25 protein-coding genes, 2 tRNA genes and 1 pseudogene are annotated in these 22,607 nt (G+C 38.5%); 27 read left to right on the forward strand and 1 reads right to left on the reverse strand.

From position 1 onward, the window contains the following. The first annotated feature begins 6 nt into the window (after window positions 1-6). Together LMOATCC19117_RS04550 and LMOATCC19117_RS04555 are read left to right on the forward strand one after the other, a co-directional pair. On the forward strand, window positions 7-774 hold the full coding sequence (locus LMOATCC19117_RS04550) for a sugar phosphate isomerase/epimerase family protein (RefSeq protein WP_003724809.1): 768 nt from the start codon (window positions 7-9) through the stop codon (window positions 772-774). Window positions 775-891: 117 nt separating this feature from the next. Then, complete coding sequence (locus tag LMOATCC19117_RS04555) at window positions 892-2,280, forward strand: collagen binding domain-containing protein (RefSeq protein ID WP_003734289.1); 1,389 nt, start codon at window positions 892-894, stop codon at window positions 2,278-2,280. A 45-nt stretch (window positions 2,281-2,325) separates the two neighbouring features. Here LMOATCC19117_RS04555 and LMOATCC19117_RS04560 read toward each other — a convergent pair whose 3' ends face one another. Then, window positions 2,326-2,802, reverse strand: a complete 477-nt coding sequence (locus LMOATCC19117_RS04560) for a hypothetical protein (RefSeq protein WP_003727112.1) — start codon at window positions 2,800-2,802, stop codon at window positions 2,326-2,328. Between the two features lie 132 nt (window positions 2,803-2,934). Here LMOATCC19117_RS04560 and LMOATCC19117_RS04565 point away from each other — a divergent pair, with 132 nt between their 5' ends. The 25 genes and pseudogenes from LMOATCC19117_RS04565 to LMOATCC19117_RS04685 all read left to right on the forward strand — a co-directional run bounded on the left by LMOATCC19117_RS04565 (window position 2,935) and on the right by LMOATCC19117_RS04685 (window position 22,457). Next, window positions 2,935-3,417, forward strand: a complete 483-nt coding sequence (locus LMOATCC19117_RS04565; protein ID WP_003724812.1) for a PH domain-containing protein — start codon at window positions 2,935-2,937, stop codon at window positions 3,415-3,417. Next, window positions 3,410-4,885 carry a PH domain-containing protein gene (locus LMOATCC19117_RS04570; protein WP_003734291.1) on the forward strand — a complete coding sequence of 492 codons (1,476 nt, stop codon included), beginning with the start codon at window positions 3,410-3,412 and terminating at the stop codon, window positions 4,883-4,885. Before LMOATCC19117_RS04565 ends, LMOATCC19117_RS04570 begins: the two co-directional genes overlap by 8 nt. Before the next feature lie 149 nt (window positions 4,886-5,034). After that, a complete protein-coding gene (hemG, locus tag LMOATCC19117_RS04575) occupies window positions 5,035-6,414 on the forward strand; it encodes a protoporphyrinogen oxidase (RefSeq protein ID WP_003724814.1) in 1,380 nt (459 codons plus the stop codon). 1 nt (window position 6,415) lies between these two features. Next, window positions 6,416-6,772, forward strand: coding sequence for a holo-ACP synthase (gene acpS / locus LMOATCC19117_RS04580; RefSeq protein WP_003721452.1), 357 nt, complete (start codon window positions 6,416-6,418; stop codon window positions 6,770-6,772). 18 nt (window positions 6,773-6,790) lie between these two features. Further along, entirely contained in the window at window positions 6,791-7,897 is a 1,107-nt protein-coding gene (gene alr, locus LMOATCC19117_RS04585) for an alanine racemase (protein ID WP_003727109.1), read from the forward strand. A gap of 205 nt (window positions 7,898-8,102) precedes the next feature. After that, window positions 8,103-8,381, forward strand: coding sequence for a CopG family ribbon-helix-helix protein (locus LMOATCC19117_RS04590; RefSeq protein WP_003724816.1), 279 nt, complete (start codon window positions 8,103-8,105; stop codon window positions 8,379-8,381). Window positions 8,382-8,384: 3 nt separating this feature from the next. Next, on the forward strand, window positions 8,385-8,732 hold the full coding sequence (locus LMOATCC19117_RS04595; protein WP_003743775.1) for a type II toxin-antitoxin system PemK/MazF family toxin: 348 nt from the start codon (window positions 8,385-8,387) through the stop codon (window positions 8,730-8,732). Window positions 8,733-8,982: 250 nt separating this feature from the next. After that, window positions 8,983-9,819, forward strand: a complete 837-nt coding sequence (locus LMOATCC19117_RS04600; RefSeq protein ID WP_014929041.1) for an RsbT co-antagonist protein RsbRA — start codon at window positions 8,983-8,985, stop codon at window positions 9,817-9,819. A 5-nt stretch (window positions 9,820-9,824) separates the two neighbouring features. Beyond that, a complete protein-coding gene (locus tag LMOATCC19117_RS04605) occupies window positions 9,825-10,181 on the forward strand; it encodes an STAS domain-containing protein (RefSeq protein WP_003721457.1) in 357 nt (118 codons plus the stop codon). 2 nt (window positions 10,182-10,183) lie between these two features. Further along, window positions 10,184-10,594 carry an anti-sigma regulatory factor gene (locus tag LMOATCC19117_RS04610; RefSeq protein ID WP_003740514.1) on the forward strand — a complete coding sequence of 137 codons (411 nt, stop codon included), beginning with the start codon at window positions 10,184-10,186 and terminating at the stop codon, window positions 10,592-10,594. A gap of 16 nt (window positions 10,595-10,610) precedes the next feature. Beyond that, window positions 10,611-11,615 (forward strand): PP2C family protein-serine/threonine phosphatase, encoded by a 1,005-nt coding sequence (locus LMOATCC19117_RS04615; protein ID WP_003724819.1) that lies wholly within the window; start codon window positions 10,611-10,613, stop codon window positions 11,613-11,615. A gap of 149 nt (window positions 11,616-11,764) precedes the next feature. After that, a pseudogene (gene rsbV, locus LMOATCC19117_RS04620) lies at window positions 11,765-12,109 on the forward strand (anti sigma b factor antagonist RsbV). Then, window positions 12,093-12,566 carry an anti-sigma B factor RsbW gene (rsbW, locus tag LMOATCC19117_RS04625; RefSeq protein WP_003724820.1) on the forward strand — a complete coding sequence of 158 codons (474 nt, stop codon included), beginning with the start codon at window positions 12,093-12,095 and terminating at the stop codon, window positions 12,564-12,566. The pseudogene rsbV and the gene rsbW overlap by 17 nt, the downstream one beginning before the upstream one ends. Continuing rightward, window positions 12,544-13,323 carry an RNA polymerase sigma factor SigB gene (sigB, locus tag LMOATCC19117_RS04630; protein ID WP_003724821.1) on the forward strand — a complete coding sequence of 260 codons (780 nt, stop codon included), beginning with the start codon at window positions 12,544-12,546 and terminating at the stop codon, window positions 13,321-13,323. The genes rsbW and sigB overlap by 23 nt, the downstream gene beginning before the upstream one ends. Next, window positions 13,324-13,923, forward strand: coding sequence for a PP2C family serine/threonine-protein phosphatase (locus LMOATCC19117_RS04635; RefSeq protein ID WP_003724822.1), 600 nt, complete (start codon window positions 13,324-13,326; stop codon window positions 13,921-13,923). A 204-nt stretch (window positions 13,924-14,127) separates the two neighbouring features. After that, window positions 14,128-15,759 carry a SulP family inorganic anion transporter gene (locus LMOATCC19117_RS04640; protein WP_003724823.1) on the forward strand — a complete coding sequence of 544 codons (1,632 nt, stop codon included), beginning with the start codon at window positions 14,128-14,130 and terminating at the stop codon, window positions 15,757-15,759. Window positions 15,760-15,829: 70 nt separating this feature from the next. After that, window positions 15,830-18,007: a Tex family protein gene (locus LMOATCC19117_RS04645; RefSeq protein ID WP_003727108.1), complete on the forward strand. Its 2,178-nt coding sequence runs from the start codon at window positions 15,830-15,832 to the stop codon at window positions 18,005-18,007. Then, the gene (locus LMOATCC19117_RS04650) at window positions 18,007-18,474 is read left to right on the forward strand and encodes a SprT family protein (RefSeq protein WP_003727107.1); all 468 of its coding nucleotides are present in this window, start codon (window positions 18,007-18,009) and stop codon (window positions 18,472-18,474) included. Before LMOATCC19117_RS04645 ends, LMOATCC19117_RS04650 begins: the two co-directional genes overlap by 1 nt. A 52-nt stretch (window positions 18,475-18,526) precedes the next feature. Then, window positions 18,527-18,599, forward strand: a tRNA-Asn gene (locus tag LMOATCC19117_RS04655). A gap of 3 nt (window positions 18,600-18,602) precedes the next feature. Then, window positions 18,603-18,690: transfer RNA gene (locus LMOATCC19117_RS04660), tRNA-Ser, on the forward strand. A gap of 152 nt (window positions 18,691-18,842) precedes the next feature. Continuing rightward, the gene (locus LMOATCC19117_RS04665) at window positions 18,843-19,283 is read left to right on the forward strand and encodes an NADAR family protein (protein ID WP_003724826.1); all 441 of its coding nucleotides are present in this window, start codon (window positions 18,843-18,845) and stop codon (window positions 19,281-19,283) included. A 15-nt stretch (window positions 19,284-19,298) separates the two neighbouring features. Next, window positions 19,299-19,784 (forward strand): SMI1/KNR4 family protein, encoded by a 486-nt coding sequence (locus LMOATCC19117_RS04670; protein WP_003724827.1) that lies wholly within the window; start codon window positions 19,299-19,301, stop codon window positions 19,782-19,784. A 54-nt stretch (window positions 19,785-19,838) separates the two neighbouring features. After that, window positions 19,839-20,231, forward strand: coding sequence for an iron chaperone (locus LMOATCC19117_RS04675; protein WP_003721468.1), 393 nt, complete (start codon window positions 19,839-19,841; stop codon window positions 20,229-20,231). Window positions 20,232-20,376: 145 nt separating this feature from the next. Beyond that, a complete protein-coding gene (gene celB, locus LMOATCC19117_RS04680; RefSeq protein ID WP_003727104.1) occupies window positions 20,377-21,663 on the forward strand; it encodes a PTS cellobiose transporter subunit IIC in 1,287 nt (428 codons plus the stop codon). A gap of 80 nt (window positions 21,664-21,743) precedes the next feature. Then, complete coding sequence (locus tag LMOATCC19117_RS04685) at window positions 21,744-22,457, forward strand: GntR family transcriptional regulator (protein WP_003724829.1); 714 nt, start codon at window positions 21,744-21,746, stop codon at window positions 22,455-22,457. Window positions 22,458-22,607: the final 150 nt, after the last annotated feature.

Consider the following 22,607-nt stretch of genomic DNA (forward strand, 5'->3'; position numbering starts at 1 on the left):
GAAACAATGAATATAAAAGAAAAAATAGCAGTCCAACTTTATTCTGTACGAAAAGAAATGGAGCGCGATTTAGAAGGTACGCTCCGGAAAATGCATGAAATCGGCTTTCGATATGTGCAACTTGATGGTATGCGTGGCAATGATCCAAGCGAGGTACGTCGTTTACTGCAAAAATATGAGTTAAAAGTGATCGGCATGCACATCAAGCATGATCGTTTTATGAATGATTTGGATGGCATCATTGAAGAAGCTTATTTCTTTGATTGTAAAACTGTTTTTGACAAATATATTGAAGAAGAGGACCAAACGACAGCGGGCTACACGGCAACAAAAGCGGCGTTAATTAATGCGGCGGAAAAACTACATCCACTAGGTTTTCGCATTGGTCTTCATAATCCGGAATACGATTTCAATGAATGCATTCATGGTCGCAGAGTGATGGATTATATTACCGACCCAGTTGACGGTATTTGTATTTATGCTGAACCTGATACTTACTGGATTCGCGCAGCTGGACATGATGAAACAGAATTTATTAAACGCTACAGCGGCCGCGCGCCGATTGTGCATATGAAAGATTTTGTGAGCGGTTTTGAACTAGAAGATATGGATAATAATTTAGTCGAAATAGGGCAAGGTGAAGTGGATTTTCGCGCTATTATTGAATGGGGCGAAGCAAACGGAGTCGAGTACTATTGCATTGAGCAAGATAGATCCAAACGAGCTATGTTCGAAACACTAGAAGCCAGTTACCAATATTTATTGCAGCTATAAAAAGAAAAACGTCAGACTTGTTCTGGCGTTTTTTTGTGCGCAAAATCATTGTACGGTTTTTAACAAGCAAGTTGTGGGAACTATAAAGATAGATGTTTTAAGGGGGAATGAAACAAAATGAAAAAAAGATGGTTAGTATTTGCAATTATATGTTTAATTATCACTGGATTTTTAAGCCCAAAAGCAGAAGCTGCAACAGATTACGGCAGCAGTTTTTTTACTAATGTATCATTACAAAATCAAAACGGGGAGCAAACAACGAATTTTAAGGAAAATAGTAAAGTGCGAGTGGCGTATGATTTCGTTATTACACAGCCAGTTGCAAGCGGAGAAACAATGACGCTTACTATTCCTAATCAGCTAAAATTAATTAATTATGGCGGATTCCCTCTTATGGATTCGCAAGGAAACACGATCGCAAATGCAACCGTTGATCAAGCAACGGGAACCATTACATTAACTTTTACCGACTATGTAAATACACATACAGATTTAAGTGGCAGCCTCTTTTATAACGCAACTTTTAACAGCAAAAATATTCAAACAGATCAAGTAAATCCAATCGCATTTCCGGTGAAAAATTCGACCCAAACGATAAACGCCTTTATTAGCAAAGTTAATACTGGTGGCGGTACGGGCTCACCAACAATCGTTTTTAAACAAGGGCGAATGGATGATAAAGACTTGAGTATTTTACATTGGACTGTTACTTTAAATAATGCGTTGACACCTATTGATAATTCCGTTTACACGGATACGCTTGGCTCAGGGCAAAATCTGCTTGGAAGTGCAACAATCAAATACCGCGATGCCAACAAAAAAGTGATAACTACCAATATCCAGCCAATTACGCTGGATGCAGATCGCAATTTTGAATTATCTATTGGAACGTTAAATAATCAATCTGTTGTCATTACTTATGATACGAAAATTACGACGAAACAAAAAAGCTATACGAATAAAGCAACGCTATCCGGTGATAACCTAGAGGCTGTTTCGAGAAATGCGACAGTGAATGATTACGGTAGCGGTGGACAAGGAACAGGAACCCCGCCAGCGCCACCGGTTAAAGAAGAACCACCATTTATTCCGGCTGAAAAGCAACCGATTGAAAAAACAGTCGAAACAGATTTTGGTCCACTTGAAATCGTTAAAGATTCCGAACAAAATGGTAAAATTAAAGTCATCTATAAAGTGAAAGATGGCGATACATTACCTGGAGTAGCTAATAAGTTTGATGTCTCTGTTGCAGAAATTAAAGACTGGAACAATCTCACATCGGATACTTTACAAGCCGGTCAAAAATTACAACTAACGATTGAAAAAACACTCTTATCCAAAATCACCATTCCACCTGTGCAAAAAGTGACTAGCACAACAAGCGTAGACGGTGTCGTAAAAGCAACAGGGGTTTTACCTCATACTGGGGATTCGAACCCGTTTATCCCATTTGTAACAGGGGTAAGTTTAGTAGCACTTGGTTTTACATTTGGACGTAGAAATTAACGAAAAAGGAAGCACTCTTCTTATGAATGAGTGCTTCCTTTTTTATTATAATAAGTGCCCTTTTTTTCGATGCGTCACTTGTTGGTTTTTAGAATGATCATGAAACGATTTAGAGTTTTTCTTTGGTTTCTCTGGAAGGTTTATGGTGATTGTTTTGCTCTCACTAGTCCCATCTGTCATTGTCGCTGTGATTGTCACTAAATTATTTCCAGGTTGCAAATTAGCTAATGCAAATTGATGGTTTTCGGTGCTACCAGCAATTGATTGCGTTTGATTATTTGTTTCGGTGGTAATCGTGGCGGCTTCCTCTGTTACAAACATTAATTCCGCGCTATTTTTTGTCGTTTCAATATAAGGATTTTGGATGGAGTAAGGTAGAAACATATCCATTAATTCGTTTGTGGTTGCAGTTGTATAAGTAGTTCCTGTTGCTTCTTTTTGCGCGTGGGCAATCTCCGGAAGCCAGTTTAACGTTAGTGATAAAAGCGCTATTATTAATAGAATATAACCTTTTTTCTTCATCCTTCTCACCTCTTCTTGTTATATTATAAAAAAGAAATATGAACAAACTATGAATAAAACATGATAGATTTAAAAAATCGCTACCAATTTAGCTGTTTTTAACGTAAGATAAAAGAAAAAAGGAGTAGAGCAATGGAACTTGATAATTTAGAAAAGAAATTACCGGAGAAAATTAAAACAGTTTGGCGGCAAACGGAGGGAATTGCTGTTCTTACTTTTCTACTTTGTTCGGTTGTAGCGGCAATCATTTTGTATTATGCAGGAGCTTCGGTGTGGTGGAGTGCGATCGGTTTTGGATTAACGGTACTTTATGCTGCCTTTATTTACTTATTCATTATTCCGTTTCGTTTTGCACGTTGGAGCTACCAGATTAAACCAGACGAAATGGAAATTCAGCACGGCATTATTTTTAGAAGTCGTGTCTTAATTCCGATGATTCGCATTCAACACGTGGAAACGGAGCAAGGTCCGCTACTTAGAAGACAAAAACTCGTTTCTTTATCGATTACAACTGCTGCAAAAACACATAAGATTGAAGCGGTAAACGAGTCTGAATCAGATGAACTTAGACATCATATTCTTGAACTTGTGAAGGTGGCGAAAGAAGATGTTTGAAGAAAGACGCCTCCATCCGATTGCCCTCATTAAAGAAATTATTACGAACGTAAGACGCAATATTGTTCCTATCGTCGTCGGTTTATTTTCCGTTTTCCGCGCCATTAATAGTAACGGTTATTTGCCGGACTGGGCTGTATATTTAATTATTGTCATCGTTATATTACTCATTTTAACCCCCGCAGTCTTAAAATACATAACCTACAAATACACCCTCGAAGACCAAGGGATTCGCATCAAATACGGTTTGATTTTTCGAAAAAATACATACATACCTTACGAGCGCATCCAAACCGTCCAAAAGAAACAATGGTTTTTCTTTATCCCATTTAATGTCTGCCAAATTTTAATCGAAACAGCTGGCGGTAACGGGAAAACAGAAGCCGATTTAGTCGCTGTCCCAGTTGGCGTAGTAGACGAATTAAATGATTTACGCGACGGTAAAAAGAGAGACATCCAAGAAGCCGTGCCAGAAACCGAGGAAACCACAGTAGAAGTGGCAGAAGCACCAGAAAAAACGGTCATGCTACAAACAAAACAGCTTATTTTAATGGCAGTAACATCCGGCGGCGTTTTCGGGACGCTCCTTATCGTTCTAGCATTCATGCAACAATTCCGAGAAGTCATCCCGACAGACTGGATGGAAGCTCAAGCAGAAGAGTTATGGAAAATGGGCATTATCGTACTAATTGTATTAATTGTCTTGATTCTTTTGGTATTATGGGGAATATCAATTGTGACGACATTGTTCAAGTATTTCCAGTTCAAATTGATGAAATATCCCAATTCACTTGTTGTAGAAAAAGGACTATTAGAACGAAACCATACAACCATTTCACTTTCGCGTATTCAAGGAATCACCATTATTGAATCACCACTACGACAAATGCTCGGCTTAGTAGCGGTCAAAGTTACTACTGCAGGGAACTCGGGTGATGAAAAACTATCCGGTGACATTTTACTTTTGCCTATTATGAAAAAAGCGTTGGCTTTAAAAACATTAAAAGAAATGCTACCAGATTATTTATTTGAAATAGAAAAAATGGAACGTGCTCCAAAAGCCAGTTTGCGCAGATTTTTGCAGATTTACTTGATCTGGACAATTATCCCAGCCGCAGTAGCAAGTATTTTATTTTTCCCACTCGGCTTAATTAGTATTATTTTGCCAGTTTTAGCAGGGATAAAAGGGGTAACCAGCTACCGCGCAACCGGAGTTTTCACAGATAAGCACACACTCCTTGTCCAGTCACGCCCAATTTTCTCCAAGTTAACGCACATTATCCGCAAAGAGCGAATTCAAGGTTTAAGCTTAAGACAAAGCATTTGGATGGAAAAAGGCGGATCAAGGCACTTAAATGTTTGGCTTAAATCAGGAAGTACAAGCGCTGAAGCTTATGTTCGCTATATCAATCAAGACTTAGCTATCAAGGTATACAATTGGTACAGCCCGTCCAAAACAATAAATTAAAAAAGAACACGTCATTTCCTAAAAATCGCTGATCAATAGCGACTGTAATTTTGGAAATGGCTGTTCTTTTATTTTTTGTTCAATTACCCTGAAATCTGGTAAAATAGATAGAATAAACGAAAGAGTAGATAGAGAGGATTGGTTAAGTAGTGAAACATATAGTCATTATCGGAGGCGGCTTATCAGGGCTTGCAGCAGCGTATGAACTACAAAAAACACATCCGAATTATACGTGGGAATTAGTAGAAAAAGACAAAAAACTAGGCGGGAAATTTGAAACGGTTAAACGGGACGGATTTTTAATTGAAAAAGGACCAGACTCCTTTTTAGCAAGAAAACCAGCTGGTGTAGGCTTAGTGAAGGATTTAGGACTCGAAGATAAACTGATTGCGAACGCGACAGGAAGATCCTACATTTACCACCAAAAAGCACTTCATCCGATTCCAGAAGGCTCAGTGATGGGAATTCCAACAGATAAAGAAGCATTGCTAGCTAGTACACTCGTATCCGAAATTGGGAAAGCTCGCGCACTTCAAGAACCAACAATGGAACGAAATAATCAAGAACAAGATCAAGCACTTGGCGAATTCTTTGAAGCGCGATTCGGTAAAGAATTAGTCAAAACAATTATCGAACCACTTTTATCAGGAATTTATGCCGGAGATATATACAAAATGAGTTTACGCGCCACTTTTCCACAATTCGAACAAGCAGTTAAAAAATATGGGAATTTGATGGATGGCTTAAAAGAAAGTAGCATGCAAACGACAGGGACAAAAGCTACTATTGGTGCTTTTCGAACATTAGAAGGCGGGCTAGATGCGTTACCAAAAGCCATTGCCGCCGCACTTCCAAAAGAAAATTTGCATACAGCAAAACAAGCAACGAACATTACGAAAAAGAATAGCTCTTACGAAATTTCTTTTGTAGATGGCGATAAAATGGAGGCAGATGGCGTCATTATCGCTGCCACACATGATGCGCTAATTCATTTATTAGCAGAAAAAACGACAGAACCATTCGCGGGACAACCGCTTACGACTCTCGCAACTGTCTCATTAGCATACAATGAACAAGATGTACCGATTTTACCAGATGGAACAGGCTATCTAGTTGCCAGAACCGCCCCATATAAAACCACTGCTTGTACATGGGTGCAGAAAAAATGGCCGCATATGGTACCAGAAAATAAAATGTTACTACGAGGCTTTGTTGGGAAAGCGGGAGAAACTTGGTTAGAGCAAGCAAGTGATGAAGCAATCGTTTCAGCTGTTTTGAGAGATTATGCGGAAATGATGGACCTTCACGCCGCGCCACTTTTTTATGAAGTAAGCCGAATGAAATCCGCAATGCCTCAATACTTAGTTAATCACCAGGACCGACTAAAACAATTGAAAAAGAACATCAAAGCAGATTACCCAGGGGTTTATTTTGCAGGAATGAGCTACGAAGGTGTGGGTATTCCTGATTGCATCGCAGGAGCTCAAACAGCCGCTAAGGAATTAGTAGATTACTTGGAAGAGGTGTAACATGATTAAAGGAATCGGACTAGATATGATTGATTTAGAACGTGTAAAACAAGTCGTGGAAAAGAATCCACGCTTTATCGAACGTGTTTTAACAGAAAAAGAAATTAAGCAATTTGAAAAATACGAAGGTAATCGCAAAATCGAATTTTTAGCTGGGCGTTTTGCAGCAAAAGAAGCATATGCTAAGGCGAATGGAACTGGTTTTGGCAAACATTTAAGTTTTACGGATGTAGAAATTTTGCAAGTAGAAGATGGGCGACCCCATGTTACTTTACCAGTCAAATCAGGTGAAAACGTTTTTGTGAGCATTACCCACACAGCTAGATCAGCCGCAGCTCAAGTGATAATTGAAATTTAGAAAGGAAAGTGAACAATCATGGTGACAGGCTGGCATCGTCCTACATGGATTGAGATAGACCGCGCAGCAATTCGCGAAAATATAAAAAATGAACAAAATAAACTTCCAGAAAATGTGGATTTATGGGCAGTAGTCAAAGCTAATGCATATGGTCACGGAATTATCGAAGTTGCTAGAACAGCGAAAGAAGCTGGAGCAAAAGGTTTCTGTGTTGCCATTTTAGATGAGGCGTTGGCTCTTAGAGAAGCTGGGTTTCAAGATGACTTTATTCTTGTACTTGGCGCAACTAGAAAAGAAGATGCAAATTTAGCGGCCAAAAACCACATTTCCCTCACTGTTTTTAGAGAGGACTGGCTAGAGGACCTAACCTTAGAAGCGCCACTTCGCATTCATTTAAAAGTAGATAGCGGTATGGGGCGTCTTGGGATTCGTACAACCGACGAAGCAAGGCGAATCGAAACGACAATTGCTAAAGACAACCAACTACAACTAGAAGGTATCTACACGCATTTTGCAACAGCTGATCAACTTGAAACTAGTTATTTCGAACAACAATTAGCTAAGTTCCAAACCATTTTAACGAGTTTAAAAAATCGCCCAACGTATGTTCATACAGCCAATTCAGCTGCTTCATTATTACAGCCACAAATCGGGTTTGATGCGATTCGCTTTGGTATATCGATGTACGGGTTAACCCCTTCCACCGAAATCAAAACTAGCTTACCATTTGAGCTTAAACCAGCCCTTGCACTCTATACCGAAATGGTTCATGTGAAAGAACTCGCACCAGGTGATAGTGTTAGCTACGGAGCAACCTACACTGCAACAGAACGAGAATGGGTTGCAACGTTACCGATTGGCTATGCAGATGGGTTGATTCGTCATTACAGCGGATTTCATGTTTTAGTAGACGGGGAACTAGCCCCAATTATAGGACGCGTTTGTATGGATCAAACCATCATAAAACTACCGCGCGAATTTCAAACTGGTTCAAAAGTAACGATAATTGGCACGGACCATGGAAACACGATAACAGCAGATGATGCCGCTCACTATTTAGATACAATAAATTATGAGGTTACTTGTCTGTTAAATGAGCGTATACCTAGAAAATACATCCATTAGAAGGTAATATTCGTGCTTTTTTTAGAAGAAGCGTTTATAATCTAACATATGAAACTTTATAGCTATATATAGGACTTAAGAGAGTATATCAGCTAGAACTGTAATATTCTTAACAATAAAATGCGAAATAACTCTTTTCTTCAAGGCGTGATAATGGTACGATATAGTTGTTACTTACAGGTACGAGGCTTTGGGGGTGTGACACGTGTTAGAGAAAGAAAAGCGGATGATAATATCCGTAGAACTGACACAGGAAATGATACAAGAACTCGACGTAGTTGTAGAAAAAGAAAAAATGGGGCGGAGTGAAGTTATAATGGAAGCAACGCAACAGTTTTTACAAGAGAAAAGGGCTCGCGAATTAAGAGACGAGATGGAGCGCGGCTATGCAGAAATGGCGACAATTAATTTCGCTATCGCATGCGAGTGTACCCATGTCGAAGCAGAAGCAGAAGACAGGAATATTAGTATTTTAGGAGGTTAATGGCTGATGGTGAAGCGTGGTGACGTATACTACGCGGACCTTTCCCCCGTGGTCGGAAGCGAGCAAGGGGGAATACGGCCTGTTCTCATCATTCAAAATGATATTGGTAATAGATTCAGTCCAACTGTGATCGTGGCAGCAATAACTGCAAAAATTCAAAAAGCAAAATTGCCAACACACGTGGAAGCTACTCGTAAAGATGGCTTTGAGAGAGATTCTGTCATTCTTTTAGAACAAATTAGAACGATTGACAAACAGCGCCTGACAGACAAAATTACACATTTGGACGAAGATTTAATGGCCAAGGTAAACAAGGCACTTGAAGTCAGTCTAGGAGTAGTAGAATTTTAATCCATCCTAAAAAATAACATACAATGATGAATGCAGGACAAAAGGGTCTGACGTAAAATAATAAGTTTAATACATAATGAAATAATTAACTGCTCTGAAGAAACAGTAAGGACATCAGAAACCTACAAACAACGCGTATCAACATACTCGCTAAATTTGTTTCTAATGTCTTTTTTAAAAGGCAGTTAAGCAAACCGCACAATAAGAGAGAAAATTTTGTTAATAGTGGAGAAAGGTTGGAAAATAACTGATGTATAAAGATTTTGCAAACTTCATCCGTACAAATAAAGCAGACTTACTGAATGACTGGATGAACGAAATGGAGAAACAATCAGATCAGCTAATCAATGACATTGCAAAAGAAGCAATGTACGAAGAAACTAGCAAAGAATTTGTGGATTTAATTGTTTCGAATGTTACCGAAAACGGTTCTAAGTTCAACGAAAAACTAGATGATTTTGCAGAGAAAGTGGTCCACCTAGGTTGGCCGATTCATTTTGTTACCACTGGCCTACGTGTTTTTGGGCTTTTAGTATATACAGCAATGAGAGATAAAGATTTATTTTTAAAGAGAGAAGAAAAACCTGAAGATGATGCCTATTATCGCTTTGAAACATGGCTTTCCTCCATGTATAACAAAGTGGTCACAGCCTACGCGGATACGTGGGAAAAGACAGTTTCTATCCAAAAAAGTGCACTACAGGAATTATCGGCACCACTTTTGCCAATATTTGAAAAAATTTCTGTAATGCCGTTAATTGGGACGATTGACACGGAAAGAGCCAAGTTAATCATAGAAAATTTATTAATAGGTGTTGTAAAAAATCGGTCAGAAGTGGTTTTGATTGATATTACGGGAGTTCCTGTTGTTGATACAATGGTTGCGCACCATATTATTCAAGCGTCCGAAGCGGTTAGACTTGTCGGCTGTCAGGCGATGCTTGTAGGTATTAGACCAGAAATCGCGCAAACAATCGTTAACTTAGGAATTGAATTAGATCAAATTATCACGACCAACACAATGAAAAAAGGCATGGAGCGTGCGCTAGCCTTGACGAACAGAGAGATAGTAGAAAAAGAGGGGTGAATACTGTGGGGATACCAATCTTAAAGTTAGGTGAATGTTTATTAATTTCTATCCAGAGTGAATTAGATGATCATACTGCGGTAGAATTCCAGGAAGATTTGCTTGCAAAAATCCATGAAACGTCGGCCAGAGGAGTAGTCATTGATATAACTTCCATCGATTTTATTGATTCATTTATTGCAAAAATTCTTGGAGATGTAGTAAGTATGTCTAAACTAATGGGTGCAAAAGTGGTTGTAACTGGGATACAGCCAGCAGTTGCGATTACACTAATTGAACTCGGAATTACGTTTAGCGGAGTACTTTCGGCGATGGACCTTGAAAGTGGTCTGGAAAAACTTAAACAGGAATTGGGGGAATGAACATGACATTCCAATCCTGTGTAAAGATAATTAATGAATGGGACATTGTAGCTGCTAGGCAACTAGGTAGAAAAATATCCAAAGAAATTGGCTTTGGAACCGTTGACCAAGCAAGAATTACAACTGCCATCAGTGAATTAGCTAGAAATATTTTCCTTTATGCTGGACGAGGAGAAATCTGTATCGAAAAAGTAAATGAATCTGGTAAACAAGGGATGATTATTGTTGCCAAAGACAAAGGTCCAGGTATTGTAGACATAAGAAAAGTAATGCAAGATGGTTATACAACATCGGGCGGACTTGGAGCAGGGCTTCCAGGAGTCAAACGTTTAATGGACAGTTTTGATATTGAATCCAGTATTGAAGGCGATTCTAAAGGAACGGTAATTACAACAACGAAATGGGTTCGGTAAGGAGAGCTAGAAAAAAATGGAAAAAGCTTTTGAGGGAAAATACCGTGATATTCTTATTCAGTATTTAGAACATCAAGATGAAGAAATTCTTTATACTTGCGAAAAATTATCCAGAGAAGCTATGGAAGAGCGAGTATCACCAGAAGAAATTGTCCATTTACATCGCTCGGTTCTTGAACTATACGGAAAAGAGTTGCCGGATTTTGTACGATTATCATTTGATGTACTACTAGAAATAATGGTAGGCTACGGCTTAGCTTATATGGAGCATCTTAGTCTAAGAACCGAGCAAAAAGAATTACGTAGTGAAATCGCTCAAGCAGAAGATATGCAAAAAACGTTAATGAAAACAGAGGTACCGGAACACGATGAACTTGATTTTGGAGTTATTAGCGTCGCAGCTAGACAAATGAGCGGTGACTACTATAGCTTTACAGAAGAAGGTGACAAACAAATTGGTATCGCGCTTGCTGATGTTATTGGTAAAGGAATTCCAGCCGCATTTAGTATTTCCATGATAAAATACGCACTAGCTGGAATGACTGGGGACGACAGAAAACCATCTATCGTACTCGAATCATTAAACCAAGTAGCAGAAGAAAATATTAACGACAATATGTTTATCACGATGTTTTACGGGCTTTATCACGAAGATACACATTTGTTTGAATATGGTTCAGCCGGTCATGAGCTGGGCCTCTACTATCAACATAAAGAAAACAGCTTTTCTGATTTATACGCCAAAGGTTTACCACTGGGTGTAGATAAAAATGCTGTCTACCGTCAATTTGATAAGAAAATTGAAGTGGGGGACGCTATATTTATTATGTCAGATGGTGTAACAGAAACAAGAACAGCCAATGGTTTTCTTGAACGTGAAGAGTTAACAGAAATTATAGCAGCGCATATTTCATTATCTGCTGAAAAAATGGTTCATGCGATTTATGATCAATTAGTTAAAATGCAAAACTTTGAGTTGCATGATGACTTTACGCTTATTTGTATTAAGCGAACTAAATAAGAAGAAGTGAAGACGTACCTCATTCTTTAGAGAGCATTTACTGGTGAGTAAACGTATTTAAAGAGTGGAGCGTTTTTATTTTTGAATGTTTTAATTTTATTAGTTAGGGTAAAATCGACAGTATACTTAAAATTAGATGGGGTGAAGTGATGAATATTAGTATAGAAATAAAAGAACGTGATACTGACCACATAGACATATTTGTTGCTGGGGAGATCGATGCTTATACAGCGCCAAAGGTAAAAGAAGCACTTGAAGTATATCAAGTAAAAGAGGGTATAGTACTTCGAATCGATTTAACAGAAGTAAGTTATATGGATAGTACCTGATTAGGCGTATTTGTAGGAGCGTTTAAAAGCTTACGTCAACGCCAAAGTGAACTTGTCTTGTTTGGTTTAAGCGACCGACTTTTCCGATTGTTTGAAATCACAGGATTGTCAGATATCATTGAAATCAAAAATGTAGAGGGTGAAATGAATGGCAACAATGCATGACAAAATTACATTACAACTTCCTGCCAAGCCTGAATATGTTAGTTTAGGTAGACTTTCATTATCAGGAATTGCAAGTCGCGCAGGATTTTCTTATGAAGCAATTGAAGATTTGAAAATAGCCGTAAGTGAAGCCATCACTAATTCTGTAAAGCACGCATTTAAAGGAGAAGATGATGGTGAGATTACAGTAGAATATCTTATTTATGAAGACAAATTAGAAGTTCGTGTTTCTGATAATGGAACAAGCTTCGACTTAGAAACCCGTAAACAAGAAATTGGCCCATATGAGGTAGGGGAAGATGCGGAGATGATGCGTATCGGAGGTCTAGGTTTATTTTTAATTGAAACATTAATGGATGACGTGAAACTTTATTATGATGAAGGGGTTTCTGTCGTAATGACCAAATATATTAATGAAAAGCAGGTGGAGGAGAATGCCAAAAGTATCTCAACCTGATAAAGAGGCGAAAGAAAAAGTCTATATATGGATTGCCGCTTACCAAGAAAATGGCGATCAAGACGCCCAATATAATTTAGTTGTTCATTACAAAAACCTAGTAGAGTCTATTGCTCGCAAATATTCCCAAGGTAAATCTTTTCATGAAGATTTAGTTCAAGTTGGAAATATTGGCTTACTTGGAGCTATTAGAAGATATGATGCGACGTTTGGGAAAAGCTTTGAAGCATTTGCTGTACCAACCATTGTTGGCGAAATTAAACGATTTTTACGTGATAAAACATGGAGTGTGCATGTGCCGCGCCGAATCAAAGAATTAGGTCCGAAAATTAAAAATGCCGTAGAAGAGCTGACGAGAGAATTACAAAGCTCGCCGCAAATTAGCGACATTGCTGATTTCATCGGTGTCACGGAAGAAGAAGTTTTAGAAGCAATGGAGATGGGAAAAAGCTACCAAGCGCTTTCTGTAGATCATTCGATTGAAGCTGATTCGGATGGAAGTACAATTACCTTATTAGATGTTGTTGGTGGTACGGATGATGGATTTGAACGTGTGAATCAACGTATGCTCTTAGAGAAAGTTCTCCCTGTTTTAGATGAGCGAGAACAGAAGATTTTGCAATTTACATTTATTGAAAATCGCAGTCAAAAAGAAACGGGTGAACTACTCGATATATCACAAATGCATGTGTCTAGAATCCAACGTCAAGCTATTAAAAAACTTCGAGAGGCGTTGCAGAATGAGGAAGTGGAGTAAATGAACAAGGCAGTTGAATCAAATAATTTATTTGTATTTCAACGTTCTAAAGCATTACAACAATACTGCGGGGATGTTTATTATACCCATGAAGACGAAAATGGTTTTCTGTATGTTCTTTCTGATGGACTTGGAAGCGGGCTCGAAGCTAATAGAGCTGCCAAAGCGACCGTTGATGCCATAAAAGAGGATATCCATGCAGATATTACCGATATGCTCGAAAAAGCGAACCAGGCTGTTTCAGGACTTCGAGGTGCTGCGATAGCTATTATTAAAGGTGACTACTTAACGAAGACCCTTTATTATACTGGTATGGGTAATATTCGTTTTTATATGATTGGGATGGAAGATAAGCTTATTTTTCCGCTTTCTGGCTCTGGATTTTTGTCCGGTCGAAAACAGAAATATCGGTTGCAATCGTTTAAATATAAACCAGGCAGTAAGTTTTTAATGCATTCAGATGGACTTGTTCTTTCTCGCGTTAGAAAAAGCCTAGAATCGCCACTTTGTGTAGTGAAAATCGGGCATTTAATCGAGCGTAATATATTAGATATTCCAACAGATGATGTTACTTTTATGGTTGGGAAATTTCCGGAATAACAAAAACACCTTTTAAATGATTCCTAGTTTAAAAGGTGTTTTTTCTTAATGGACATGAGAACTTAGTCTATTTATGGTATATTAGAATAGAGCGCTAGTTTTTTATACTTCATCATGTGATAAATATCACTTAATAAGCGTGAAGCAATCTTGCTTTGCGTTTTTTCGCGCGGATTAAAATATAAATAAGAGAGAAGGAGCAAATTGAAGAAAGTTTGGTTGAATAGTGTAAAAGATTATACGTGGGCGAGATTTAGGAAAGACTTGCTTGCGGGAATTATCGTGGGCATTATAGCTTTACCACTAGCGATGTCCTTCGCGATTGCATCAGGTGTAAGTCCAGAATATGGGATTTATTCGAGTTTTGTAGCGGGAATAATCGTTTCTATTTTCGGGGGCTCGAAGTTTCAAATTGCTGGTCCAACTGGTGCTTTTATTCCAGTTTTACTAGGAATCGTATTAACTTATGGGTACCAAGATTTACTCGTTGCTGGAATGATGGCAGGGGTCTTACTTTGCTTAATGGGGATTTTTAAAATTGGGACTTTAATTAAATTTATCCCGCGTCCTGTAACTATCGGATTTACAGCCGGGATTGCTGTCACGATTTTTATGGGGCAAGTGGGGAACTTCCTCGGTTTAACAGGTATGGAAAAACATGAATCATTTGTCGCGAATATGAATGAGATCTGGTTACATTTAGATTCATGGAATTTCTATAGTGTGTTCATTTCCTGTATTTGTATGCTTGTCTTATTTATTTTTCCTAAAATTTTACCGAGAATTCCAGCACCACTTATTGGACTTGTGATTACGACGGCGATTGCGATGCTATTTTTCCCGGATGCGCTTCCGACGATTGGGTCAGCGTATGGAGATATTCCGAGTACTTTTCCTCCGTTTGAATTTCCCGATATGACTTTTGCGAATATGAGTAAATTGATTGGGCCAGCTTTTGTTATTGCGATGCTCGGCGGGATTGAATCACTTCTTTCAGCGGTTGTGGCAGATGGAATGACGAATACAAAACACAATAGTAATCGCGAGCTCATTGGGCAAGGTATCGCAAATATTGTAACGCCAATGTTCGGCGGAATTCCCGCAACGGGAGCTATCGCAAGAACGGCAACCAACATTAATAATGGCGCAACTAGCCGTGTCTCTGGCGTTATCCACGGGATTTTCGTTTTACTCACTTTACTTGTACTTGCACCAGTAGCTGTCAATATTCCAATTGCTGCAATGGCACCGATTTTAATGCTAGTTGCTTGGAATATGAGTGAACGAAAAACCTTCCAGCACATTATTAAGTTGAAATCGGGCGATACTTTAGTGCTAATTATTACCTTTTTATTAACAGTATTTGCAAGCTTAACTGTGGCCGTCGAAGTTGGTTTACTGCTGGCAGTGGTGCTTTTCGCTAAACAAATGGGAAGTTCGATGCAAATTGAAGAAATCGAACCAGAAGGCGCCGAAATTGCTCCTCATTTACACGAGAAAATTAGTATTTTTACTATTCGTGGGCCGCTTTTCTTTGGTGCAGCACAGATTTTCCAACAAAATATTATCAAAGCAATCCATGTTAAACCAAAATATCTTATCTTGCGAATGGGGAAAGTGCCGATTATTGATGCTACGGCAGAAGGCTATTTCCACCAAATTGAAAAAGAATTTTCGAAGCAAGGCGGGCAAATTTTGATTACTGGACTAACAGATAAAGCGAAAGAAAGTTTGAAGGGTAGCGGGCTTTACGACCGAATCGGCGAAGAACACTTCTTTTCCCATACCGAAGATGCGATTCATTATGCGGAAAATGCTTTAAATAAGGGAGACTGATAGCTTTTGTCAGTTGAAACGTAATTATGTTACACTTAGTAGATAATGAAATAATTGGAGGCTATCAAGTATGGAACAAATGCAAGATAAAATAATAAAACTAGTCCAAAAATCGCTAACGTATAAACCAGCGCAAATCAATGCCGTTATCAAATTAATGGAAGAAGGCAACACAGTTCCATTTATCGCGCGGTACCGTAAAGAAATGACTGGTAGCTTAGATGAAGTAGAAATCCGTGATATCGAAGAAACCTTTGAATATGTAACAAAATTAGAAAATCGTAAAGAAGAAATTATTCGCCTAATAGATGAACAAGGAAAATTAACAGACGAACTGAGAGCGGCAATTACCAAAGCGGAAAAACATCAAGCGCTCGAAGATTTATACCGTCCTTACAAACAAAAGAAACGCACAAAAGCAACGATTGCGAAAGAAAAAGGATTAGAACCGCTTGCTGATTGGCTAATGAGCTTCCCAAGTAACGCGGACCCACTGAAAGAAGCGGCAAACTATATTTCAGAAGAAAAAGAAGTGGAGTCAGCAGAAGCTGCTTTACTCGGCGCACATGAAATCATCGCGGAACAAATCAGTGATGAGCCTAGTTTCCGTGAGTGGATTCGTAACTTTACGCGCAAATTTGGGATGATTGAATCCAGAGCGAAAAACGCCGAAGCAGACGAAAAAGGCGTTTACGAAATGTATTATGAATTTAACGAAATGATTGGCAAAGTAGCAAGTCACCGCATCCTTGCATTTAACCGCGGAGAGAAAGAAGACATTTTACGTGTACAAGTCCAAGTAGATACGACAAAAATTTTCCAATATTTATTTGAAAAAGTTATCCAAAACCGTAATTCTGCAACACGACCATACGTAGAAGAAGCTATAATGGATGCTTATAAACGCTTTATCGGACCGGCAATTGAACGTGAAATTCGCGGTGAACTAACAGAAAAAGGCGAAGAACAAGCCATCCATATTTTCTCCGAGAACTTGCGCAAACTACTTTTACAACCACCTTTAAAAGGAAAAATCATTCTTGGGGTCGATCCGGCTTTTAGAACAGGTTGTAAATTCTCTGTATTAGATCAAACGGGGAAAGTACTAGAAATTGGCGTTGTTTATCCACATACAGCAAAAGCACGCCGTCCGGAAGCCAAACAAAAAATTGCGGAGATTTTATCCACATACAAAGTGGAAGTTATCGCAATTGGTAACGGAACAGCCTCACGTGAAACAGAGCAATTTATTGTGGAAGTGATTCGTGAATCGAAATCGAATGCTTATTATTGTATCGTCAATGAAGCTGGTGCGAGTGTTTATTCAGCGAGTGAAACGGCCCGCGAAGAATTCCCAGACTATCAAGTAGAAGAGCGTAGCGCTGTTTCGATTGGTCGTCGTTTGCAAGATCCGCTAGCTGAACTTGTGAAAATCGATCCAAAATCTGTAGGCGTAGGGCAATATCAACATGACGTAGCGCAAAAACGTTTAAATGAAACACTAACTTTCGTCGTTGAAACGGCCGTTAACCAAGTGGGCGTAAACGTTAATACGGCCTCGGCTTCTTTGTTACAATATGTTGCTGGCTTAAACAAGACAGTCGCAAATAATATCCGTAAATATCGCGAAGAAAACGGCTCGTTCGCTTCTCGTAAAGAGTTGAAAAAAGTACCTCGTCTTGGGGCAAAATCGTATGAACAAAGTATCGGTTTCTTACGTATTTTGGAAGGTGAAAATCCGCTTGATAAAACCGCCATTCACCCGGAAAGTTATAAGGCAGCTGAACAAATTGTAAAAGCAGCTGGTTTCGGATTGAAAGATATTGGTAGCGAAGATTTAAAAGCCGCACTTCAAGCGCTTAGTATCCCAGAAGAAGCAGAGAAATTAAGCATTGGTAAAGAAACCATGCGCGATATCATTGATAATTTAATTGCTCCTGGTCGTGACCTTCGTGACGAACTTCCAGCACCACTTTTAAAACAAGATGTTATTTCGATGGAAGATTTAAAGCAAGGCATGGAATTACAAGGAACCGTTCGGAACGTAGTTGACTTTGGCGCATTTGTTGATATTGGCGTGAAACAAGACGGCCTTGTGCATATTTCGAAACTAAGCAATTCTTTTGTTAAAAACCCGATGGATGTCGTTTCAGTAGGAGACGTTGTAACTGTTTGGGTAGATGAAGTAGATACAAAGAAAAACCGTATTGCTTTAACTATGCTTAATCCTAATGGAAGTGTTAAATAATGAATCAAGCAGAATTGCAGCGACACATGGAAGAAGTGTCACTGCAATTTTTCCAAAAAGAATTTCGTCACCAAGCCGTGTTTAATGCGCGCTTACGAACCACTGGGGGACGTTATTTGCTAAAAAGTCATAATATCGAAATGAACCCCAAGTACCTAGAAAACTTTGGATTAGCGTACTTTATCGGGATTATGAAGCACGAACTATGTCATTATCACCTTCATTTAGAGAAAAAAGGCTATCAGCATCGCGATCAAGATTTCCGTGAGTTATTAAAAAAAGTAGACGCACCGAGATTTTGTGCAACGATACCACGTGAAATTACCATGCATGAATATACATGCAAAAGTTGCGGGAAGTCCTTTTTAAGACAACGCAGATTCAATGTGAACCGTTATCGCTGTGGCAGTTGTGGTGGAAAATTAATACAAACAGGTTCCAAGAAAATTTATACAGAAAACGCATGAAAAGTCTTGCAATTTTGCTAAGTTCTGCGTATACTAGTGGAAGTCAGATAATTCCACAGTAGCTCAGTTGGTAGAGCAATCGGCTGTTAACCGATCGGTCGCAGGTTCGAGTCCTGCCTGTGGAGTTTGGGGAAGTACTCAAGTGGCTGAAGAGGTGCCCCTGCTAAGGGTATAGGTCGCTCGCGCGGCGCGAGGGTTCAAATCCCTCCTTCTCCGTAATAACTTATAAAGACATTGTTTAGGAAACTAAGCAGTGTCTTTTTTTACGGAAAAATAGCGATAGATTTGCGTCTATATGTATGCTAAAGTTATTTTGAAAGATAAGCTCAAGTTGCAAATAACATAACGTAAATACTCGGAGGTGCAAAATGAAGGTTATCCATTTTTATAGTGAAAATGCGGACTATGGCTGTTTCTCTAATTTCTCTTTACATCCAATTGTCATAGACGGCGTGACTTACCCAACCACAGAACACTATTTCCAAGCACAAAAATTTATAGATAAAAAAATTATTAAAAAAGTAATTAATACGAAAAAACCAATAGATGCAGCAAAATTGGGTAGAAATAGAGACTTTCCACTGCGAAAAGGCTGGGAAAGTATGAAAGACGAAGTGATGTTAAAAGCAATCAGAGCAAAAGTAGCGCAACATTCGGAAGTGAAAGAAATGCTTTTAACCACAGAGAATGCTATTTTAGTGGAACATACGGAAAATGATCATTATTGGGGCGACGGCGGAGATGGCTCTGGAAAAAATCGTCTAGGCAAGATTTTGATGAAAGTCAGAGACGAATGGAACTCTAAATAGTGGGAGGTAGCTTAAATGGAACCAATAAATCATTTTTTTGAATGGGCTAAAAATAATAATTGGCAAGTAGATTTGTCTGCTGTAGAGAAAAACTTGCCAGAGCAGATTTTAAAGAGATATGGAAAGTTGCCAGATGCATATAAGGCCTTTTATAGACAACTTAACCTCTGTAGCAATGTGGGTGACACTTGTTGGTTTTTGTTGGAAGAAGATTTTTTAGAGAATGAGGATGACGCCTTTTCGTGGAATTCTTTTGAACAAATGAGTTTAGAAGCAGCAGAAGGCGATACAAACTTAGAAAATGAAGTAAAACTATTTTGGAATGCACATTTACCAATTATGATGAGTGTTGGCGGTTGTTATGAATATTATGCTATTACTTTAAATGACGGAAATATTGTTCATGGTTCGGAACCAGAGTTTGAAGAAAGTTCGATTGTAGCAGACTCGTTCGCGGATTTTTTACTGAAAATCGTGGCTGGAGAAATAGTGATAAGTTAAAATTAATTAGGAAATTTGCTATAATAAGAAAAACGTTTCAGAAAGGAATCGACTATGGATAATAAACTAGAATTTACAACGATTGATGAATATATTACCCAAGCGCCACCGGAAACAAAAGAAGTGTTGCAAAAAATCAGAGAAACGATTAAAGCAGCTGCACCGGAAGCAACAGAAAAAATCAGTTATCAAATGCCGACTTTTTATTTGGAAGGAAACTTGGTGCACTTTGCTGTTGCGAAAAATCACTACGGGTTTTATCCAGCCTCTAGTGGTATTGCGGCATTCGAATCTAAACTCGGAAATTACAAGCATTCAAAAGGTGCTGTACAGTTTCCAATCAAAGAAGAAGTTCCTTATGAATTAATTAAAGAAATGACACTTTTCCGACTAGCAGAAAATAAACAAAAAGCAGCAGAAAAGCTAGCAAAGAAGAAGAAAAAATAAGAAGGAGACTTTCATTGTGATGATGAAAGTCTTTTTTTGTTCGGTCTTTTATTTTAAAAAGACTAGACATTTAAAATTAAATGAGTATAATAATAAATAGAAAACGTTTTCTTTTTAGAAAAATATCATGTTTGGGGGAAGTAAAGTGAATAAGTTTATGGAGTTACTTGGGGAAAAGTTAATGCCTCTTGCTGCAAAACTAGGAGAGAATAGGTACTTAACCACTTTAAGAGATGCTTTCATGTTGGCATTTCCGCTAACAATGTTTGGTTCGATTGCGGTGGTTTTAATGAATCTACCGTTTTGGAGTGATGAAACGAAGGCAGTTTTACAGTTGTATCTTGGGAATGCCCAAAGCGCCACGATGAGTATTATGACTGTTTTTGTTGTTTTTGGAATTGGATATTCACTATCTAAATATTATAAAGTTGAAGCAATTTATGGAGGGGCTGTTGCCCTTGCTAGCTTCTTGATTTTAACGCCATTTTTCTTTAATAGTCCTGATGGAGAGCTTATTACTGGAGCACTTTCGTTAGATCGACTTGGGGCAAAAGGTATGTTTATCGGAATGATTACTGGTTTTATTGCTGCAGAATTATATCGATTTTTTGTTCAACGGGATTGGACAATCAAAATGCCTGCAGGAGTTCCACCCGCTGTTGCTAAATCATTTGCAGCACTTATTCCCGCTATCTTAACATTAAGTATTTTTTTAGCAATTAATGTTATGGTACAATTCTTCTTCCATACAAACTTACATGATGTTGTTTATACTGTTATTCAAAAGCCTTTAGTGGGGCTTGGTTCAGGAATTGTTCCAACACTAATCGCTTTATTTTTTGTCCAAGTATTATGGTTTTTCGGACTGCATGGTCAAATCATCGTCAACTCGGTAATGGACCCGATTTGGAATACGTTAATGCTTGAAAATTTAGATGCCTATAAAGCTGGACTCCCATTGCCACATATTATTACGAAACCATTTATGGAAGTCTTTACTGTTGGTATGGGCGGATCTGGGATGACTTTAGCAGTCGTTATTGCACTAGCATTCTTAATGAAAAGTAAGCAAAGTAAAGAAATTGGTCGATTAGCACTTGGGCCAGGAATTTTTAACGTTAATGAACCGGTACTTTTTGGTATGCCAATTGTATTAAATGCAACGATTTTAATTCCATGGATTATTGCGCCTTTGATTGTAACTACTTTGAATTATTTCGTAATGGCAGCTGGTATTGTTCCTGCTCCAACCGGGGTTGCTGTTCCATGGACGGTGCCAATTGTCATCAATGGTATTCTCGCAACCAACTCATGGCTAGGCGGGGCGCTCCAAGTAGTCGATTTCTTCATCGTCCTCATTATCTGGTATCCGTTCTTAAAACTAGTCGATCGGACAAATATTGCGAGAGAATCAGAGGCAGCTATCAAATAAGTTAAATTTTCCTTTTCGATATGCTATAATTTGACTAGAAATGGCTAGACATTTTTAATTCAAGCGAAGGAGCGATCGAATTGGTTAAGTATGAATTGATTGCAGCAGATATCCGCGAAAAAATAAACAACGGTACTTATCCACCAGAATCCATTCTTCCTGATCAAGTGAGCTTGTGTAAAGCTTATGATTGTAGCAGAATGACAATAAAAAAAGCCTTTGACGTTTTAGCGCTTGAAGGACTTGTTTACAGACAACGGGGTGCGGGGACTTTTGTCATGAAAAATGCCTTAGCTAATAAGCAAGATGCGAGTTTGCGGGATTATGACGGTTTGACAAAAATGATGGGAGACAACCGAATCTCGAGTAAAATTATTGCATTCGATATTGCTTTCCCAGATGAAAAAACACAAGAACAACTTTTAATAAAAGCAGACCAGCCAGTGTACAAGTTGATTCGGTTACGGCTCTTGGACGGCGCACCATATGTGTTAGAGCATACAACGATGCCGGCAGATTTAGTTCCTGGTTTAACGAAAGAAATTTTGCATCATTCGATTTATGCATACTTACAAGATTCACTTGGACTCGTGCTAAGCGGTGCCTTTCGGAAAATTAATGCCGATAAGCCATCTGAATATGATCAAGAATATTTAGCGTGCGGGGAACACGACCCAGTTTTAGAAGTGGAGCAAGTAGTGTATTTGAAAGATGGTAGACCAGTGGAATATTCTAGATCAAGACATCGCTATGATACGAGAAGTTTTATTATGGTTGACCACCGAGAAAAGTAAATTAAAGTCAGCATGCCCGTAAAGCATAGCTGACTTTGTTTTATGGAGGTAAAAATGTATAAAAAACTTCCGATGAAAAAAATGTAAATAAAATTAGAAAAAGCCGTTGACAGTCACTCAGATTATGTTATAATAAAAAAGCTGGTGTAA

Source organism: Listeria monocytogenes ATCC 19117 (assembly GCF_000307025.1).
Lineage (GTDB): Bacteria > Bacillota > Bacilli > Lactobacillales > Listeriaceae > Listeria > Listeria monocytogenes_B.

Coding starts and splice junctions, on each gene's coding strand:
- LMOATCC19117_RS04550 (WP_003724809.1), top strand. CDS start 7: ATGAATATAAAAGAAAAAATAGCAGTCCAACTTTATTCTGTACGAAAA.
- alr (WP_003727109.1), top strand. CDS start 6,791: ATGGTGACAGGCTGGCATCGTCCTACATGGATTGAGATAGACCGCGCA.
- LMOATCC19117_RS04560 (WP_003727112.1), bottom strand. CDS start 2,802: ATGAAGAAAAAAGGTTATATTCTATTAATAATAGCGCTTTTATCACTA.
- LMOATCC19117_RS04600 (WP_014929041.1), top strand. CDS start 8,983: ATGTATAAAGATTTTGCAAACTTCATCCGTACAAATAAAGCAGACTTA.
- sigB (WP_003724821.1), top strand. CDS start 12,544: ATGCCAAAAGTATCTCAACCTGATAAAGAGGCGAAAGAAAAAGTCTAT.
- LMOATCC19117_RS04665 (WP_003724826.1), top strand. CDS start 18,843: ATGAAGGTTATCCATTTTTATAGTGAAAATGCGGACTATGGCTGTTTC.
- LMOATCC19117_RS04555 (WP_003734289.1), top strand. CDS start 892: ATGAAAAAAAGATGGTTAGTATTTGCAATTATATGTTTAATTATCACT.
- LMOATCC19117_RS04670 (WP_003724827.1), top strand. CDS start 19,299: ATGGAACCAATAAATCATTTTTTTGAATGGGCTAAAAATAATAATTGG.
- rsbW (WP_003724820.1), top strand. CDS start 12,093: ATGGCAACAATGCATGACAAAATTACATTACAACTTCCTGCCAAGCCT.
- LMOATCC19117_RS04570 (WP_003734291.1), top strand. CDS start 3,410: ATGTTTGAAGAAAGACGCCTCCATCCGATTGCCCTCATTAAAGAAATT.
- LMOATCC19117_RS04635 (WP_003724822.1), top strand. CDS start 13,324: ATGAACAAGGCAGTTGAATCAAATAATTTATTTGTATTTCAACGTTCT.
- LMOATCC19117_RS04650 (WP_003727107.1), top strand. CDS start 18,007: ATGAATCAAGCAGAATTGCAGCGACACATGGAAGAAGTGTCACTGCAA.
- LMOATCC19117_RS04615 (WP_003724819.1), top strand. CDS start 10,611: ATGGAAAAAGCTTTTGAGGGAAAATACCGTGATATTCTTATTCAGTAT.
- LMOATCC19117_RS04565 (WP_003724812.1), top strand. CDS start 2,935: ATGGAACTTGATAATTTAGAAAAGAAATTACCGGAGAAAATTAAAACA.
- LMOATCC19117_RS04645 (WP_003727108.1), top strand. CDS start 15,830: ATGGAACAAATGCAAGATAAAATAATAAAACTAGTCCAAAAATCGCTA.
- LMOATCC19117_RS04610 (WP_003740514.1), top strand. CDS start 10,184: ATGACATTCCAATCCTGTGTAAAGATAATTAATGAATGGGACATTGTA.
- acpS (WP_003721452.1), top strand. CDS start 6,416: ATGATTAAAGGAATCGGACTAGATATGATTGATTTAGAACGTGTAAAA.
- LMOATCC19117_RS04675 (WP_003721468.1), top strand. CDS start 19,839: ATGGATAATAAACTAGAATTTACAACGATTGATGAATATATTACCCAA.